At 72.6% G+C, this 16,610-nt stretch carries 16 protein-coding genes; 7 read left to right on the top strand and 9 right to left on the bottom strand.

Annotated elements, in window-relative coordinates:
- Positions 1 to 47: 47 nt before the first annotated feature.
- Together JOC24_RS01545 and JOC24_RS01540 are read right to left on the bottom strand one after the other, a co-directional pair.
- Positions 48 to 1,373 carry an MFS transporter gene (locus tag JOC24_RS01545; protein WP_205018260.1) on the bottom strand — a complete coding sequence of 442 codons (1,326 nt, stop codon included), beginning with the start codon at positions 1,371 to 1,373 and terminating at the stop codon, positions 48 to 50.
- A gap of 68 nt (positions 1,374 to 1,441) precedes the next feature.
- Positions 1,442 to 1,861: a ribosomal maturation YjgA family protein gene (locus JOC24_RS01540; RefSeq protein WP_205018259.1), complete on the bottom strand. Its 420-nt coding sequence runs from the start codon at positions 1,859 to 1,861 to the stop codon at positions 1,442 to 1,444.
- Between the two features lie 62 nt (positions 1,862 to 1,923).
- Between JOC24_RS01540 and JOC24_RS01535 the strand changes: the two genes are divergently transcribed.
- Positions 1,924 to 2,946: a GlxA family transcriptional regulator gene (locus tag JOC24_RS01535; RefSeq protein ID WP_205018258.1), complete on the top strand. Its 1,023-nt coding sequence runs from the start codon at positions 1,924 to 1,926 to the stop codon at positions 2,944 to 2,946.
- On the opposite strand, the gene JOC24_RS01530 is transcribed toward JOC24_RS01535, so the two are convergent.
- The 3 genes from JOC24_RS01530 to JOC24_RS01520 all read right to left on the bottom strand — a co-directional run bounded on the left by JOC24_RS01530 (position 2,923) and on the right by JOC24_RS01520 (position 4,999).
- Positions 2,923 to 3,384 carry an ATP-binding protein gene (locus JOC24_RS01530; RefSeq protein ID WP_205018257.1) on the bottom strand — a complete coding sequence of 154 codons (462 nt, stop codon included), beginning with the start codon at positions 3,382 to 3,384 and terminating at the stop codon, positions 2,923 to 2,925. The genes JOC24_RS01535 and JOC24_RS01530 overlap by 24 nt on opposite strands.
- Positions 3,385 to 4,005: 621 nt before the next feature.
- Positions 4,006 to 4,542, bottom strand: a complete 537-nt coding sequence (locus JOC24_RS01525; RefSeq protein WP_205018256.1) for an EF-hand domain-containing protein — start codon at positions 4,540 to 4,542, stop codon at positions 4,006 to 4,008.
- Positions 4,543 to 4,624: 82 nt separating this feature from the next.
- Positions 4,625 to 4,999 carry an STAS domain-containing protein gene (locus JOC24_RS01520; RefSeq protein WP_205018255.1) on the bottom strand — a complete coding sequence of 125 codons (375 nt, stop codon included), beginning with the start codon at positions 4,997 to 4,999 and terminating at the stop codon, positions 4,625 to 4,627.
- Between the two features lie 288 nt (positions 5,000 to 5,287).
- Here JOC24_RS01520 and JOC24_RS01515 point away from each other — a divergent pair, with 288 nt between their 5' ends.
- Positions 5,288 to 5,866: an RNA polymerase sigma factor gene (locus JOC24_RS01515; RefSeq protein WP_205018254.1), complete on the top strand. Its 579-nt coding sequence runs from the start codon at positions 5,288 to 5,290 to the stop codon at positions 5,864 to 5,866.
- Positions 5,863 to 7,107, top strand: a complete 1,245-nt coding sequence (locus JOC24_RS01510; protein ID WP_205018253.1) for a zf-HC2 domain-containing protein — start codon at positions 5,863 to 5,865, stop codon at positions 7,105 to 7,107. Before JOC24_RS01515 ends, JOC24_RS01510 begins: the two co-directional genes overlap by 4 nt.
- Positions 7,108 to 7,116: 9 nt before the next feature.
- Here the strand turns inward: JOC24_RS01510 and purU are convergent, their stop codons facing one another.
- Both purU and JOC24_RS01500 read right to left on the bottom strand, forming a co-directional pair.
- Positions 7,117 to 8,016, bottom strand: coding sequence for a formyltetrahydrofolate deformylase (gene purU, locus JOC24_RS01505; protein ID WP_205018252.1), 900 nt, complete (start codon positions 8,014 to 8,016; stop codon positions 7,117 to 7,119).
- Between the two features lie 28 nt (positions 8,017 to 8,044).
- Positions 8,045 to 8,491: an SCO4402 family protein gene (locus JOC24_RS01500; RefSeq protein WP_205018740.1), complete on the bottom strand. Its 447-nt coding sequence runs from the start codon at positions 8,489 to 8,491 to the stop codon at positions 8,045 to 8,047.
- A 174-nt stretch (positions 8,492 to 8,665) separates the two neighbouring features.
- Here JOC24_RS01500 and JOC24_RS01495 point away from each other — a divergent pair, with 174 nt between their 5' ends.
- A complete protein-coding gene (locus JOC24_RS01495; RefSeq protein WP_205018251.1) occupies positions 8,666 to 9,934 on the top strand; it encodes an ABC transporter substrate-binding protein in 1,269 nt (422 codons plus the stop codon).
- 65 nt (positions 9,935 to 9,999) lie between these two features.
- Here JOC24_RS01495 and JOC24_RS01490 read toward each other — a convergent pair whose 3' ends face one another.
- Entirely contained in the window at positions 10,000 to 11,532 is a 1,533-nt protein-coding gene (locus tag JOC24_RS01490) for a hypothetical protein (protein WP_205018250.1), read from the bottom strand.
- 160 nt (positions 11,533 to 11,692) lie between these two features.
- Entirely contained in the window at positions 11,693 to 13,075 is a 1,383-nt protein-coding gene (locus tag JOC24_RS01485) for a transcriptional regulator (RefSeq protein WP_205018249.1), read from the bottom strand.
- Between the two features lie 254 nt (positions 13,076 to 13,329).
- Between JOC24_RS01485 and JOC24_RS01480 the strand changes: the two genes are divergently transcribed.
- The 3 genes from JOC24_RS01480 to JOC24_RS01470 are packed head-to-tail and all read left to right on the top strand — an operon-like array spanning position 13,330 to position 16,511.
- Positions 13,330 to 14,007 carry a bifunctional DNA primase/polymerase gene (locus tag JOC24_RS01480; RefSeq protein WP_205018248.1) on the top strand — a complete coding sequence of 226 codons (678 nt, stop codon included), beginning with the start codon at positions 13,330 to 13,332 and terminating at the stop codon, positions 14,005 to 14,007.
- 39 nt (positions 14,008 to 14,046) lie between these two features.
- A complete protein-coding gene (locus JOC24_RS01475; protein WP_205018247.1) occupies positions 14,047 to 14,871 on the top strand; it encodes an ABC transporter ATP-binding protein in 825 nt (274 codons plus the stop codon).
- Positions 14,868 to 16,511: a transporter gene (locus JOC24_RS01470; protein WP_205018246.1), complete on the top strand. Its 1,644-nt coding sequence runs from the start codon at positions 14,868 to 14,870 to the stop codon at positions 16,509 to 16,511. The genes JOC24_RS01475 and JOC24_RS01470 overlap by 4 nt, the downstream gene beginning before the upstream one ends.
- The last annotated feature ends 99 nt before the right edge of the window (positions 16,512 to 16,610 follow it).

The following is a 16,610-nucleotide window of genomic DNA, read 5'->3' as shown; positions in this document are numbered from 1 at the left end:
GCCGTCTGCCGAACGAAGGGGGGCGGTAGCGGCCCCCGCCGGGGGCTTCAGGCGGGGGCTACCGGGGTTCCGGGCCGGCCCGCCCGTGCGCGGCGGATCAGCAGGGCCATCAGGGCGGCCATGGCGCACAGGGCGCCCGAGGCGTACCAGACCACGTCGTAGGAGCCGGTGACGTCCCGGGCCACCCCGCCGAGGAACGCCACCAGGGCGGCCCCGACCTGGTGGGAGGCCAGGACCCAGCCGAAGACGATCGCGCTGTCCTCGCCGTACTGCTCGCGGCACAGGGCCAGGGTCGGCGGGACCGTGGCGACCCAGTCCAGGCCGTAGAACACGATGAAGAAGACCATGGGCGGATGCACCGCGGGGGCCATCAACATCGGCAGGAACAACAGCGAGACCCCCCGCAACGCGTAGTAGACGGCCAGCAGCCTGCGGGCGTCGAAGCGGTCCGTGAGCCAGCCGCTGAAGATCGTCCCGATGATGTCGAAGACCCCGATGACCGCCAGCAGGGAGGCAGCGGCCGTGATCTCCATGCCGTGGTCGTGCGCCGAGGGGACGAAGTGGGTGCGGATCAGGCCGTTCGTGGACGCGCCGCAGATGGCGAACGAGCCCGCGAGCAGCCAGAACGGGCCCGTGCGTGCCGCGTCGAACAGGACGCGCACGGTGCGGGCCGCGGCCCCCTTCGCGGGCGCCGGCTTCTCCACGTACGCACCGCCGTAGGGGGCGATACCCACGTCGGCCGGGTGGTCGCGCATGAGCAGCCAGACGAAGGGGATGACGACGAGGGCGGCCAGTGCCACCGTCACGGAGGCGGGCTTCCAGCCGTGCCTGTCGATGATCCAGGCGCACAGCGGGAGGAAGACCAGCTGGCCGGAGGCCCCCGCCGCGGTCAGGATGCCGGTGACCAGTCCCCGGCGGGCCACGAACCAGCGGTTGGTGACGGTCGCGGAGAAGGCCATCGCCATCGAACCGGTGCCCAGCCCGACGAGCAGGCCCCAGTAGAGCATCAGCTGCCAGGACGCGGTCATCCAGACGCTCGCCAGCGCCCCGGTCGCCACCGCCCCGAGGGCGACGACCACGACCCGGCGGATACCGAACCGGTCCATCAGCGCCGCGGCGAACGGGGCGGTCAGCCCGTACAGCGCCATGTCGAGGGAGACGGCGAGACCGATCTCGCCGCGTGACCAGCCGAACCAGGTGTGGAGGGGGTCGATGAGGAGGCCGGGCAGGGAGTTGAAGGCCGCGCCGCCGATGATCGTCACGAAGGTGACGGCGGCCACGATCCACGCGCGGTGCATCCGGGGGAGGAAGCGGCGGCGAGGGGCGTACTCGGTCGTCGCGCTGTCCGTTGTCTGGGTCACGCCGCTCAGCATCCGGCCGGCCGGCGCCCCGGACGAGTGGCTGGAAGGACACCGTTCGCAGGGATCGGGCCGGCGCGGGATCAGGCGCGGGCGCCTCCCGACCGCAGGCGGCTGTGGACGGCCCAGGCCAGTGCCGCCCCGACCGCGTACCAGAGCAGGTCCGGGGCGTTGAACGTCGAGCCGAGCACCAGCCGTGCGGCCATGCTCCGCTGTGCGAGTTCGGCCGGAACACCGGTGAGCTGGGCGAGTTCGACGGCCCAGCTGAAGGCCAGGGCGGCGCCCGCCGCCGTCAGCGGCCGCAGCCGCGGCGCGAGGAGGACCACGAGGGTGTGGATCAGGACGGTGTAGAGGGCGTCGCCCGCGTACTTCGCCACGTCCCCGCCCGCCGCCGAGCGGACGCCGAGGCCGGCCGCCACGGTCACGAGTGCGGCGGCCGCAGCCGTCGCGCGAACGACGACGGGCCGGGGAACGGATGCGGGGACAGCCGACGTTATCTCCATGGCCGGTACGTTTATCAGGCCATCACCGGTCACGCACAATCCGCGGAAGAGCAGGGGTCCAGATGCGCCACCGTGTCGTCGTGCTCGCCCTGGACGGTGTGATCCCCTTCGAACTGGGCATCCCGCAGAGGATCTTCGGCCTCGCGCGGCGCCCGGAGGAGCCCGGCAGGGGCGAGAAGCTGTACGACGTCGTGACCTGCTCCATGCGTCCGCCGGGCCCCGTCCGCACGGACGCCGACTTCAGCATCCTGGTCGAGCACGGGCCCGACGCACTCGCCACCGCCGACACGGTCGTCGTCCCGGCCTCGTACGAACTCGGCTCCGTCCACGAGGAGGGCCGGCTCACCGACGAGCTGGCCGCCGCCCTGTCGCGCATCAGGCCCGGGACCCGGATGGTCTCCATCTGCACGGGCGGCTACGTCCTCGCCGCGGCCGGATATCTCGACGGCCGCCCCGCCACCACCCACTGGTCCTCGGCCGACCACTTCCAGCGGCTCTTCCCGAAGGTCCGCGTCGATCCGGACGTCCTGTTCATCGACGACGGGGACGTGCTGACCTCGGCCGGTGTGGCCGCGGGGATAGACCTGTGTCTGCACATCCTGCGCCGCGACCACGGCACCGCCGTCGCCAACGAGGTCGCCCGCCGCACCGTCGTCCCTCCGCACCGCGACGGCGGCCAGGCACAGTTCGTCCGACGCCCGCTGCCCGAGGCGGGGCTCGCCACGACGACGAACGCGCGGGCCTGGGCCCTCGGACGACTGGAACAGCCGATCCTGCTGCGTGACATGGCGCGGCAGGAGTCGATGAGCGTGCGCACCTTCACCCGGCGCTTCCGCGAGGAGTCGGGCATCAGCCCGGGGCAGTGGCTCACCCAGCAGAGGGTGGAACGGGCACGGCACCTGCTGGAGTCCACCGACCTGTCGGTCGACCAGGTGGCGCAGGACTCCGGCTTCGGTACGGCCACCTCCTTGCGGCAGCACGTGCAGGCCGCGCTGGGGGTGCCGCCCACGGTCTACCGGCGGACGTTCCGGGCGCGGTCCACGGGGCGTCCCGCGGTGCCCTCAGAGACGCGCCCGGTCGCCTGACTGCTCCCGGACCACCGGGATCAGCACGGGGGCACCGCGGTCGACCTCGCACCAGATCCGCTTGCCGGCGCCCTCGGGCTGCCAGCCCCAGCGATCCGCCAGGCCGTCCACCAGTTCCAGACCACGGCCCCCGGTGTCCTCGCCCTCCGCGTGACGCGGCTGCGGCGGCCGGCAACTGGTGTCGGCCACCTCCACCCGGACCGTCCCGGCCGAACCGGCCGGATTCGCGGAGCCGAAGAGCATCCGCAGCACGGCCGGACAGCCGGTGTGGACCACCGCGTTGGTGACGAGTTCCGAGATCAGCAGGATCAGCGTCTCCGCGAGCGGCTCGTCGTCGCCCATCCCCGAGCCGGCCAGACGCGACCGCGCCCATCTGCGGGCCCGCCCCACCTCCGCGGGATCCGGCCCGACTTCCAGCTGAACCTGAAGCACCTGCACCGCTCACACCATCCGAACCGGCGGACACATCGCCTCGCGCCTCCTCGGGGTCACGGAACGTGACTCCCCTGCGAGACAGCATGGTTGACGTACAGTCACCGCAACAAGCGCTTCGGGCATATTCCAGCGCGAAGGAGTACGCGTGGTGCATAGTGTGCGACGCGTGCCGCGGAGAGTCGAACAGAAGCGCACCGGTGCCCGGGGGACGTCGTCCCCGGCGGGCCCCTCGCAGCTCCGTGGGCCGCGAACAGGACACCGCGCGCCACCCGGGACGCCCACAGGGGTCGCACGCGGATCCTTCGGTTCCCGTACCGCTCGCATCCGTCGGAGCGTACCCGAGCACGGGCTCGCGACTCCGCCCGGTGACGTACGGCTCCACTGACGGAGCCGGCTCCCGGATGCGTTGCGTCACCCCCGGCGCACCGTCCGTACGCCCGCGGTCAGCCACGACAGCCGGGGCACGGCAGTGCGGCCCGGCCCCGGGGGAAGCCGGGTCCGGGCCGCCGGGGAGCGCGAACTGCTCACGCGGTCGGGCGTGTTGAGGAGCGGACCACGCTACGGGCCGACCGGCACCGAGCGCGCCCGGTACCGGTCGGGGCGCGGCCGGTGCCGGTCGGGACGCTACGCGTCGGGCTCGATCACGGTGAAGTAGGCGGAGAAGGCGGCGACCGCATCGGCCTCGGCGATCCGGCCGTCCTGGTCGGTGTCCAGGCTCCGGGCCGCGACGCTCGCGATGTCGTCCGCGGCGCCCAGCACCCGCAGCGCCCGCTCCACCGCGGCGACGGGGGCCGAGGCGGGGGCGGTTCCCTCGGGATCCGTGCCGGCGGCCACGGAGATCGCCGCGCGCAGGAAGGGCCGCGCGATCTCCGCGAAGCGGTCCGGGTTGTCACGCAGCCGTTTCACGGCCCCGCCGACGAACTCCTGCCGGGTGACGCGCTGGTCCCCGTCCACGTCGGCGATGCCCGCCATGCCCTGCCAGAACGCCTCGGCGCCCGTGTAGAGCGACTGGCCCCGGTCGCAGCGGGCCGTCGTACCGAACTCGGTGAGCAGACGGGCTGCGGCGGCGTTGAAATCTGCGCGATCGATGTAGCCGTTGCCGTCCTGGTCGAAGGCGGCGAAGCGGTGCGCGATCTTGCGCTCGTACTCTGCGCTGTCCATGCGGCGAGCGTACGACGCCGAGCGGGGCCACGTGTCACCAACCGTCCTCAGTGGTGTGACAACCTCGCTGCGGTACGGCGTGTCAAGCGGTGAGCGGCTGGGATTCGTCGTCGGTGGCGGCGTCCGCGTCGGAGTAGACGTCGAAGAGCCGGCGTACCCCGAGGGCGCCGAGCACCTTGTTGACGTGCGAGCCGTCCACCGCGCCGCGGGCCGGGAGGATCAGCCTCAGCCGGCCGCCGCATGACTTCATGAGGCGGCGGGCGGCGATCAGGACGTTGACTCCGCTGGAGTCGCAGAACAGGACGCCGGAGAGGTCCAGGACCACGTCGTGCTGCCCGGCGGCCACCGCCCCGTGCACGGACTGGCGCACGACGGGTGAACTGACGAGGTCGAGCTCGCCGTGGATGCGCAGCACGGTCCACGCGTCCTGCTCGGTCTCGTACACCTTCAGCGTCACGCGACTCGGCCTCTCGTTCCGGGGGCTCCGGAGGATCCGGAAGTTTCCGTTCCTCCTCGCGGCTGCCCGCGTACAGGTCGGTGAAACTCCCTTTCGGTCTCCGTACCCCCCAGGATCGCACCGTGAACGATCACTTGAGGTTCGTTTTCGCGATCAGGAAGGGGCAAGGCGTCAATCATTCCTTATCATCCGGCGCCATTCCAGGGACGTACTTGCCGCAAAGGTGCATGAACGGACCACGCCGACGACTACATTCGACGTGAAGAGAGGCACAGGGCTGGGGGCTGGATGGCGAAGGACGCACCACCGCGCTGGGACCGCCGGATGCAGCAGCGGCTGACGCGTGGCGAGGCGGCGGCCCTCGGTGAGCTATACGACCGCTTCGCCGCCCTGGTGCACAGCCAGGCCCACCGCATGCTCGACGACGAGGACGCGGCGGACCAGGTGACGCGCGAGGTCTTCGGCTACGTCTGGGAGAACCCGGACGTCTACGACCCCAAGCACGGCTCGATGCGCTCCTGGGTGGCGCGACTCACCCATCGCCTGTCCGTGCAGCGGCTCCGCGGGGAACAGGCCGGGCCCGACGCGGACGGACGGCTGGAGGACGAGGACCTGGAGCACCGGGTGCTCAAGGCCACCGCCGCGGCGCGCGCCGACTACATCGTCGCCTCCATGCCCGCCCCACTGCGCGCCGCCCTGCAGCTCGCGTACGTCCAGCGCCGGGACTACCGGCAGGCCGCGGCCGACCTCGGCGTCACCGGCGACGAGGCCAGGCGCCGGCTGCGGCTCGGTCTCCAGCTCCTCTCCACCGCGAACACCGGGCAGTCGGCCGGCACCGCGCCTCCCGGATACGGACCGACACCGTGAGCGGGGGCCGGGACGGCGACGGCCGAGACGGGGAGCAGCCGGTGGAGCGGCGCATACCGGGGCCCCGGGTCGCCGCGGACGACCAGGAGAGGCTGCCCCCGGCCCGGCCCGTGACCCCGGAGCCGCCCGCACCGCCGCTACCCCACAAGGTGCTCGCGTCGCTCCTCGGCGCCTGGGCCCTGGCCGCCTGCTCCGCCGAGGAGACGGCGGCCGTCGAGGAACACCTGACCTCGTGCGCGCCCTGCGCCGACGAGGCGCTGCGGCTGCGCGACGCCGTGGGGCTGCTGCACACCGACGGCACCCTGGACCTGGACCCGATGCTCAGGTCCCGGGTCCTGGAGGGCTGTCTCGGCCGCCGCCCCGCACGCATCCCCGTCCCCTCGTGGGCGGCGCCGTACGACGCGGAGACCGCACGGCTCGACGCGCTGCTGCGGGACATCGGCGACGCGGAGTGGCACGCGCCGGTACGGCTGAAGTGGTTCGAGGACGAGCGTCAGGTCAACCGCAGGACGACGGTCGCCGGGGTGATCGGCCATCTGATGGCCGTCGACGGTCTCGTGTCGCGGGCGCTCGATCTGGACGACCCCCTCGGTAAGGGCGGGAGCCCTCTGCCGCCGACACCGACCGAGCGCACCGAGCACTACTGGTCGGCCGCTCTCCGTCCGCCCACCCGGGCCGTACGGGAGCCCTGGCGTGACCAGAGCCACGCCCTCGTCCGGACGGTGTCCTTCGCCGGACGGGGGATCGCGGAGCGCTCCGTGCCGTACGGGGACTTCGGCCTCCCGCTGCAGGACTCGCTCCTGGAGCGTGCCTTCGAGTGCTGGGTGCACGGCGGTGACATCGCCGAGGCGGTGGACTACCCCTACGAACCGCCGGCCGCCGCCCATCTCCACCGGATGATCGACCTCGCGGTGCGGCTGCTGCCCGCCACTCTGGCCGGCCGCCGCCGCGCGGGGCTGGCCGCGCCGGCTCGCCACCTGGTCACCGCGGGGTCCCCGGGGCGTTCCCTCCATCTGGAGGTCGAGGGCCGAGGCGGCGGCGACTGGTACATCGCGCTGGACTCACCGGCCGCCCTCGGCTCCCCCGCCCACACAGTGGCGCAGGTCGCGCTCGACGGGGTGGAGTTCTGCCAGCTGGTCGCCGGCCATGTGCCGCCGGTCGAGGCGGCGGCCGGCCAGGAGGGCGACCGCGAGGCGATCCGCGACGTCCTGTTCGCCGCGGCCTCCCTCAGCAGGCTGTGAGCACGGACCTCAGGCGAAGACGACCGTGCGGCGGCCGTTGAGCAGGATGCGCTGCTCCGCGTGCCACTTGACGGCACGGGCCAGTGCCTGGCACTCGACGTCCCGGCCGATGGCGACGAGCTGGTCGGGCGTGACGCCGTGCCCGACGCGCTCGACCTCCTGCTCGATGATCGGCCCCTCGTCGAGGTCGGCGGTCACGTAGTGGGCCGTCGCGCCGATCAGCTTCACACCCCGCGCGTGGGCCTGGTGGTAGGGCTTCGCACCCTTGAAGCTCGGCAGGAAGGAGTGGTGGATGTTGATGATCCGGCCGCTCAGCTGCTTGCAGAGATCGTCCGAGAGCACCTGCATGTAGCGCGCGAGGACCACGAGTTCGACGTTCTCCCCACGGACCAGCTCCAGCAGCTGCGCCTCGGCCTCCTGCTTGTTCTCCCTGTTCACGGGGATGTGCCGGAACGGGACGCCGTAGGAGGCGACCAGCTCGGCGAAGTCCGTGTGGTTGGAGACGACCGCCACGATCTCGACCGGCAGGGCGCCGGTGCGGGAACGGAACAACAGGTCGTTGAGGCAGTGCCCGAACTTGCTGACCATCAGCACGATCCGCATCCGGTCGCCGGGCCGGTGGATCTGCCAGTCCATGCGGAAGGAGTCCCCGATCGCGGCGAAGCTCGCCCGCAGCTTGTCCACGGTGATCGTGGCGTCCGCCGAGAAGTGGACGCGCATGAAGAAGAGACCGGTGTCGTGGTCGCCGAACTGCTGACTGTCCTCGATGTTGCAGCCGGTCATGAAGAGATAGCTCGACACGGCGTGCACGATGCCCTGCTTGTCGGGGCAGGAGAGCGTGAGGACGTACTGCTCGGCGACGGTGTCCGAGGCAGCGGGTACGGATTCGGCGGGCTGCGGCGCGGTCATCCCCGTAGGGTCCCACACCGCCCGAAGGTCACGCCGAACCGGTCATGATGCGGAGCACGTCCAGGGAGTGCGGCGGGATGTCGGGGTCCTCGGCGTCATTCGTGGCGAGCATCACATGGGCCTCGCGGGCGGCCGTGACCGCCTCCTGCCAGCCCGGATGCTGCAGGTAGGCGGAGACGGGGGCGTCGGCGCCTATCTGGTGCATGATGCGCAGCACCCGCAGGGCGGCGACGTCCACGAGGGCCGCCTCGGCGGAGTCGCGGAAGATCGTCCCCACGTACTTCTCGGCGGACCAGTTGTCCAGCCAGGTGTCCTCGACCAGGCGGTACACGGCGTCGGTGACGTCGCCGTACCCTTCCCGGCCGGCGAGCCAGCACTCGTGGTGGAAGACGGGGTCGGAGAGCATGTGCAGCGCCGAGCGCACGTTGCTGCGCCAGCGCCACCACGGCATGTCGTTGAGCGGCATGCCGCCCATGGTGGAGGAGCGACGGCCGCGACGGGAAGTGTTCTCCGAACCTTGCTGCACGGTTGCCGATCGTACGTTCCCTCCGGACGGCCGTGCGCGGCCCCCCGTAATTCACCTCCAGGTCACCCTGCGTCGAACACGGCACACTGCGGCGTTACCCGTGAGCCGGAAAAGTTCATGCCCATGACCGGATGGCGACGCCTCACCTCCTCCCGCCCCTACGAACTCCTCACAACGGCGGTGGCGGGGGCGCTGCTGATATCCGGCTGCGGTGTCCTCCCGGGGGCCTCGGGGGGCTCCAGGGAGCCCGTCACCGTGATGACCTGGGCTCCCGACACCACCGGGGCCGACACCGTGAGCATGGCGGGCATGCCGGCCATGGCGCGGACCTACGCCCGCTGGATCAACGAGAAGGGCGGGATCGGCGGCCACGAGCTCCGGGTGCTCACCTGCAACGAGCAGGACACCGCCACCGGGGCCTCGAAGTGCGCGCGGCGGGCGGCCGACGAGAACGTGGCGGCGGTCGTCGGCTCCTACAGCAGGCACGGGCGCGCTTTCCTGGCTCCGCTGGAGTCGGCCGGGATCCCCTACATCGGTGGGTACGGAGCCTCCGCCGACGAGCTCACCAGCTATCTCTCCTACCCGGTCAACGGCGGCCAGCCCGCGCTCGTCGCCGGGAACGGCGAGCAGTTGGCAGCCGGCTGCGAGCGGGTCTCGCTCGTACGGCCCGACACCCTGGTCGGAGACACCATGCCCGGTCTCCTCGACACGAGTCTCGGCCGGAGCGGCCGTCCCGCGTCCTACGACATCAGCGCGGCCGAGGAGGCGACGTCGTACGACGCCGAGGCCGCCAGGGCCCTCGACAACGCGGGCGACGGCTGTGTGACCGCGGTGCTCGGCAAGGGCACCGAGACGTTCTTCGATTCCTTCCGCCGCCTGGAGCCGATGGGCAGCGAGGTGCGGATCTCGTCGGTGCTCGGCAGCGTGGGCCAGGGCCTCATCGACCGTTCGGGCGGACCGGACAGCCCCTTCGAGGGGGCTCTCGTCACCGGCTGGTACCCGGACGCGGGCGACGCCCGCTGGAACGAGATGCGCGAGGTGATCCGGAAGTACGCGTTCGGGGACAACCGGATCGATCCCTCGGACACGGGGGTGCAGACCACCTGGATCGCGTACACCGCGCTCAGGGCGGTCGTCGAGGCGATGGACCGGCCGGACGTCACGGCGGGCGGGATATCCGTCAGCCTCAACCGGGGCACCGAGGTGGACACCGGCGGCCTCACCCCCACCCTGCGCTGGCGCTTCCAGGACATGGTCGGTACGGCCGCGTACGCGCGCGTCGTGAACGGGCGGGTGACCTTCCAGGTGGTCCGCGAGGGCCGCCTCACCGCCGAGAAGGAGGGCTTCGTGGATGTCACGGAGACCCTGGTGAACGCCCGCTCGGGCGGCTGACGCACGGCACAGGACCCCGGCCCCGGCCCCGGCCCCGCTGGGAGCGGGCCCGGGGCCTTGGGGCGTCAGAGCTGTGTGGGGGCGCGTTCCGTCAGCCCGTACTTCCGGGCGATGGAGTTCCACAGCCCCGAGGCCTTCCGCTTGGCCGTGGTGGCCTCGCCGCTCGACGCGTTGGCCTCGGCGGTCGCGTCGGTCGAGCGTGCGGAGCCGCCCTTGCAGACCTTCTTGTCCTTCTTGGCCTGACCGGCCCACCTGGCGTAGTGGTCGTCGGCCTCCGCCGACGCCTGCCACGCCTTGGTCAGGGATGCTTTCAACTCGGCGTTGTCCGGGAGCTTGTCGACGCTCAGCCCTTCGAGCCGGGTCACCAGACCGCGGCGCTGCTCGGCCGCGCCCGTCAGGTCGGTGGCCGCCTGGTCCAGCGCCCGGCAGCTCTTGATCTTCTCCACGGCGCTGATCACCGCCGAGCGGCTGTCGTTGCTGTCGGCGAGCAGCTCGTCGAGCGCCCCTGCCTGGGGCTTCGCGGGGTCGGGTGCCTGCTCGGAGGGGTCACCCGACGGTGAACTCCCGGCGGCCACGGGCTGCTTGTCGTCCGAGGGGCTGTCGTCGCCCCCGCTCATCAGGGCACCCGCGCCGAGCCCGATGACGGCACATCCGATGACGACGGCAGCGATCAGCGGGATGTGCGCGGCCCGTCGGCGCGGTGCCTCGCGGCTCTGGTCCGGCTCCTGGGCGCCGTACCCGTCGTGGGGGGCCTGCGGGGCGGGCCGGTGGGCCGGGGCGCCCTGCGGCGGCTGCTGGGCGTTCTGGTGGGGGCGCTGCGGCTGCGGGGTGGCGCCCTGCGGCTGCCCCTGCTGCTGGTGCCCGGCGAAGCGGGGCATCTGCTGTGTGGCGCCCGCGGGCTCCTCACTGCGGAAGAGGCTGTCGAACTCCGCCGGCGGCTGCCGGTCGCCCGGTGCCCCCGGCCGTATCCCGTACGGAGCGCCGCCGGGCACCGGGGGTATGTACTGGGTCGCGTCGGCGTCGGACGGCTGCGCGTGGGGGCCGGACTGCGCCAGGTGCTGGGTGGCCTCCGCCGGGCTCTCGGCCGGCAGCCCACCGGGCAGGGAGCCGCCCGGGACGGGCGCGATGTACTGCGTGGCGTCCGCGTCCCCGCCCGGGAGCGTGCCCTGCCCCGGAACGGCCTCGGGCGGCAGAGGCTGGGCATACGGCTGCGGCGTCTGCTGGTACGGATCCGGCTGCTGGTACGGGTCCTGCTGCTGGTAGGAGTTCTGGTGGTAGGCGTCCTGCTGTGGCGCGTACTGCTGCGCCCCGTACTGCTGCGGCTGCTGCTGGTACTGCCCGTGCTGCGGCTGCTGGTACGCGCCCTGCTGCTGCTCCGGTGGCAGCTGCCCCGGTGGCGGGCCGTCCTGGTGGGGGTCCTCGGGCCCCCAGGGCCGGCCCCACGGCTGCGCGCCCGCGGGGGCGGCCTGGTCCTGCTGCCCGCCCGCCGGCCCCGCCGGGTACCAGGGGGCACCACCCTCCGCGGGCAGCACGACACCTTCGTGCGCGGGCTGTACAGCGGGAAGCTGCCGCTCGTCACCCTGTCCGCTCTGCGTCACCGGGACTCCTACGTGTGAACCTATGGAATCGTCGGCTCACGCTACCGGGTGCGCGAAGCCCGGCGCCAAGCGCCCAGGAGCGCTCACCACCCCTTCACACGGCGGGTAACACCTGAGGCGCACCCGGCGCTGATCATGGTCGACTCGTCCGCGGGGCAGGTCAGGCGGCCTGGAGCTCCAGCCTGGCGCCGAACTCTCGGACCGCGGGCTCGTCCGCGTACGGCTCGAACCGCTGCTGGAGGTCGTCGAGATATTCGGCACCCCGGCTGGAGCGCACCGTGCCCAGAAGTTCCATCGCCCGCAGCCCCGTGTGGCACGCCTGCTCCACCTCGCGCTGCTGCACCTGCGCCGTGGCCAGCAGCACCAGGCCGATGCCCCGGCGCCGGGTCCGGGAGGCCGGGAGGGCCGCCAGGGCCTCCTTCGCCCTGCGGGCCGCAGGTTCGGCCTGCCCCAGGTCCCGGTGGCAGTGCGCGAGTTCGTCGGCGAGGTAACCCGCGTCGAAGTGGGTGATCCAGACAGGGTCGTCGCCCTTGTCCGGGTCGGCCTGCTCCAGCGCGGTCAGCGCCCGGCCCGCCGCGGCCTGGCAGGTGCGGGCGTCGCCCATCAGCGCGTGGCCCCGGGCCTCCGCCGCGTGGAACATCGCCTCGGCGCGCGGCGTCACCCGCCCCCGCGCGCCCTCCTGCGCGGCCCGCGCGAGCTGGGCGATCTCACGCGGGTTGCCGAGCTGGGCCGCGAGGTGGCTCATCGACGCCGCCAGTACATAGCCCCCGTACGCACGGTCGCCCGCGGCCTGGGCCAGACGCAGCGCCTGGATGTAGTACCGCTGGGCCAGCCCCGGCTGGCCCGTGTCGACGGCCATGTACCCGGCGAGCTCGGTGAGCCGGGCGGCGGCACCGAACAGCTCGCGGCCGACCGATTCCCGGTACGAGCCCGAAAGGAGCCCGGACACCACGCTGTTGAGGTAGTGCACCAGGACGGGCCGCACGTGTCCGCTGCCGAAGCGGTGGTCCAGGTCGACGAGCGCGGCCGTCGTCGCCCGCACCGCCGCCACGTCCGGCATGCCGACCCTGCTGCCCGTCGACCGCGCCACCTGCGGATCGGCGCCCGTGATCAGCCAGTCACGGCTCGGCTCGACCAGTGCGGAGGCGGCCACCGCCGACCCTGACAGCAGGTCGCGGCGACCCACGTCGCTGCGCCACAGCTCGCAGACCTGCTCCACGGCGCCGAGCACGGTGGGCGCGAACTGCAGACCGATGCCGGAGGCCAGGCTCTTGCCGTTGGCCATGCCGATCTCGTCGATCGTGACCGTGCGGCCGAGTTTGCGCCCGATCGCCTCGGCGATGATTCCCGGCGCTCTGCCGCGTGGTTGCTGTCCGCGCAGCCAGCGGGCCACGGAGGTCTTGTCGTAGCGGAGGTCGAGCCCCCGCTCCGCCCCCGCCATGTTGACCCGGCGTGCGAGACCGGCGTTGGAACACGCCGCCTCCTGGATGAGCGTCTGGAGCCGTTCGTTCGGCTGGCGGGCGACGAGAGGCCTGGCTGCCATTTTTCCCCCTGGGACCGCAGTGATTCAGTGAAGGCATCACTGCCCGGCACGGCACGAGAAATGCGCATATTCATCTGTATCGGGTACGACTGGTGGCGAGTTGGCGAAGTCCTGCAGACCGTTACCCGCACACCGGTCCGCTTTCTCCCACGCGCCCCCGTCCATGCATCCGTGCGCCCCGCGTGCAGGATCGATCCCCCACCGTCGACGCGCGTTCGCCCGTAACCCCTGATGGCGCCGGTAGTTGACCGGGCGTGGAAGAGCCCATCGGAGTGACGGAAGCCCGCCAGGTCCCCCGACAGCGAGGTGAACAGCTGCTCGAAGCCGCGGCCTGGTACGCCCAGGAGCGGCACTGGGACGTGTTCCCGGGCACCTGGCTCGAAGCCGTCGGCGGGACCGAGCACTGCTCGTGCGGTGACGCCGGCTGCCCCGCTCCCGGAGCCCACCCCACTCGGCCGGACTGGGCGGAGCGGGCGACGGGCAGCGCCGCCGCGGCCCGCCGGATGTGGTCCAGGCAGCCGGAGTCTTCGGTCCTCATGCCCTCCGGCCGGACCTTCGACGCCCTGGACGTCCCGGAGTCCGCCGGCTTCCTGGCCCTGGCGCGGATGGACCGGATGGGCCTCTCCCTCGGCCCGGTGACCCGCACCCCGGACCGCCGGATGCTGTTCTTCGCGCTGCCGGGCGCAGCCGCCGAGGCACCCGGGCTCGTACGGCGACTGGGGTGGGACGCCGGGGCGATCGGCATCGTGGGGCGTGGCGAGGGCGACTACGTGGCCGGGCCGCCGACCCGGCTGGCGGGGCGCGGCGCCGTGCAGTGGGCCCGCCGCCCCTCCCGCGCCAACCAGCGGCTGCCCGACGCGGACGAGCTGATCAGCCCCCTCGCGTACGCCTGCGCCCGGGAGGCGGCAGACGCCCGGACACGCCTTTCGTAGGGTGGTCCCCACACGCGGGGACATCAGAAGGGCAGGGCCATGCCGGACCAGGCGGACAGTGCGGGCGGGACGGACACGGCGGGTGTGGCTCGGGCGCCATCTCCCGCCGTGCGGGTGGAGGGACTCTGGAAGCGGTTCGGGGAGCAGGTCGCCGTCGCCGGGATCGATCTGGAGCTGCCCGCGGGCAAGTTCATCGGCCTGGTGGGCCCCAACGGCGCGGGGAAGACCACCACCCTCTCGATGGTGACCGGGCTGCTCAGGCCCGACATGGGCAGGATCGAGGTGGCCGGCCATGACGTGTGGCGGGACCCGGTCGAGGTGAAGTCCCGGATCGGGGTGCTCCCGGAGGGCCTGCGGCTCTTCGAGCGGCTGTCGGGCCGTGAACTCCTGAGCTACAGTGGCCGGTTGCGCGGGCTTCCGGGCGCCGAGGTGGACAAGCGGGCCACCCAGCTGCTCGACGTCCTGGACCTCGCGGGCGCCCAGAACAAGCTGGTCGTGGACTACTCGACCGGCATGCGGAAGAAGATCGGACTGGCCTCCGCACTGCTGCACAACCCTGAAGTCCTCTTTCTCGACGAGCCGTTCGAGGGCGTCGACCCGGTGTCGGCGCAGACGATCCGCGGGGTGCTGGAGCGCTACACCCGTTCCGGGGCGACCGTGGTCTTCTCCAGCCATGTGATGGAGCTCGTCGAGTCCCTCTGCGACTGGGTGGCCGTCATGGCCGCGGGGCGGATCCGGGCCCAGGGCACACTGGCCGAGGTACGCGGTGACGCCGCCTCGCTCCAGGACGCCTTCCTCGAACTGGTCGGCGCGGGCGTCCGGGACACCGGGGAGTCCCTGGACTGGCTCGGCGGTGCCCGATGACGGTGCTGGACGCCCCCGCGGACACCGCCGTCCCGGCCGTACGCGGTCAGGGCCTCGTCCCCGTCCTCGTGAAGCTCAAGCTGACGCTGCTGCGCAACGGGCTGCGCCTGTCGGCCGGGCGGCGGGCCGCCTATGTCGTGTCCCTCGTCGTCACCGTGCTGCTCGCGGCGGTCCAGGTGATCGGCCTCGTCGCGCTCCGCGGCCATGCGCAGGCGGGCACCCTGGTGGTGCTGCTGACGGCGGTGGTGGCGGTGGGCTGGGCGGTGATGCCGCTGTTCTTCCCCAGCGGCGACGAGACCCTGGACCCGAGCCGGCTGGTGATGCTGCCGCTGCGGCCCCGTCCGCTGATCGGTGCGCTGCTGACGGCCTCACTGATCGGCGTCGGGCCGCTCTTCACACTCACCCTGGTCCTCGGCTCGGTGATCGCGGTGGCGCACGGCGCGGTCGCGGTGCTGTTCGGGGTGATCGCCGTGCCTCTGACGCTGCTGGTCTGCGTGGCGCTGGCGCGGTCCGTCGCCACGGCCAACGTCCGGCTGCTGACGTCGCGCAAGGGCCGCGACCTCGCGGTGCTCAGCGGGCTGGTGATCGCGGTGGGCATCCAGTTCGTCAACTTCGGCGTCCAGCGCCTGGGCAGCGCGGGCGGGGTGTCCTCGCTCGCACCGGTGGCGGACGTGGTGCGCTGGCTGCCGCCGGCGTCCGCGCTCGGGGCGGTGGAGTCCGCCTCCGACGGGGCGTACGGGGCGGCGCTGGGGCAGTTGCTGCTCTCGGTGCTCGCGCTGGGCGGCCTCATGTGGATGTGGCAGCGGAGCCTGGTGCAGCTGATGACGGCTCCGGACGGTTCCACGATCGCCGCGGCCGAACCGTCGGCCGGCCGGGCGGGCGCGGACCGCTCCGGGCGCTTCCCGCTGCTCCCCGAGGGGCGTACGGGCACGGTGATGCAGCGGAGCCTGCGGTATGTCGTGCGGGATCCGAAGACCAAGTCGGCGTGGGTGACGGCTCTGGCCGTCGGCCTGATCGTGCCGGTCCTCAACGCGGTGCAGGGGTCGGGTTCGGTCTACTTCGCGTGCTTCGCGGCCGGAATGCTCGGCATGCAGATGTACAACCAGTTCGGGCAGGACACCTCCGCCTTCTGGATGGTGGCGCTGTCGGTCTCCTCGACCCGGGACGCCTATGTCGAACTGCGTGCGCGGGCCCTGGCACTGCTGCTGATCACCCTGCCGTACACGGTCCTGGTGACGGTGGTGACCGCTGGGGTCCTCGGGGACTGGGCGGCGCTGCCGGGGGTCATGGGTCTGTCGTTCGCCCTGCTCGGCGCGATGCTGGCGACGGGCGCGCTGGCGTCGGCGTTGTTCCCGTACTCGATTCCGCAGGACGGGGCCTTCAAGAACGTCGTGCCGGGGCAGGCCGGGCTCGCCTGGATCTCCGTCCTCGGCGGCATGGTGGCGGCCGCGGTGCTCAGCGGCCCGGTGATCGGGCTGACGGTCTGGCTGCACGTGGCGGACCACCAGGACATGCTGTGGCTGCTGTTGCCGGTCGGAGCGTTGTACGGGACGTTCATCGGCTGGCTGGGCGTACGTCTGGCGGCGCCCCGTACGGCGAACCGGCTCCCGGAGATCCTGGCCGCGGTCAGCAAGGGCTGAGGACCCGGGGCGACGGGGCGTGCCGGGGGTGGGGCCTCCGGCACCCCGCGCGGACGTACGGGCGCACTGCGGCTGGGACGCAGGCATGGGGCGCCGGGG

The organism is Streptomyces sp. HB132 (assembly GCF_016909575.1).
In the GTDB taxonomy this organism is placed as follows: Bacteria; Actinomycetota; Actinomycetes; order Streptomycetales; family Streptomycetaceae; genus Streptomyces.
Note: the sequence above shows the minus strand (reverse complement) of the source record. Positions and strands in the feature narration are given on the sequence as shown.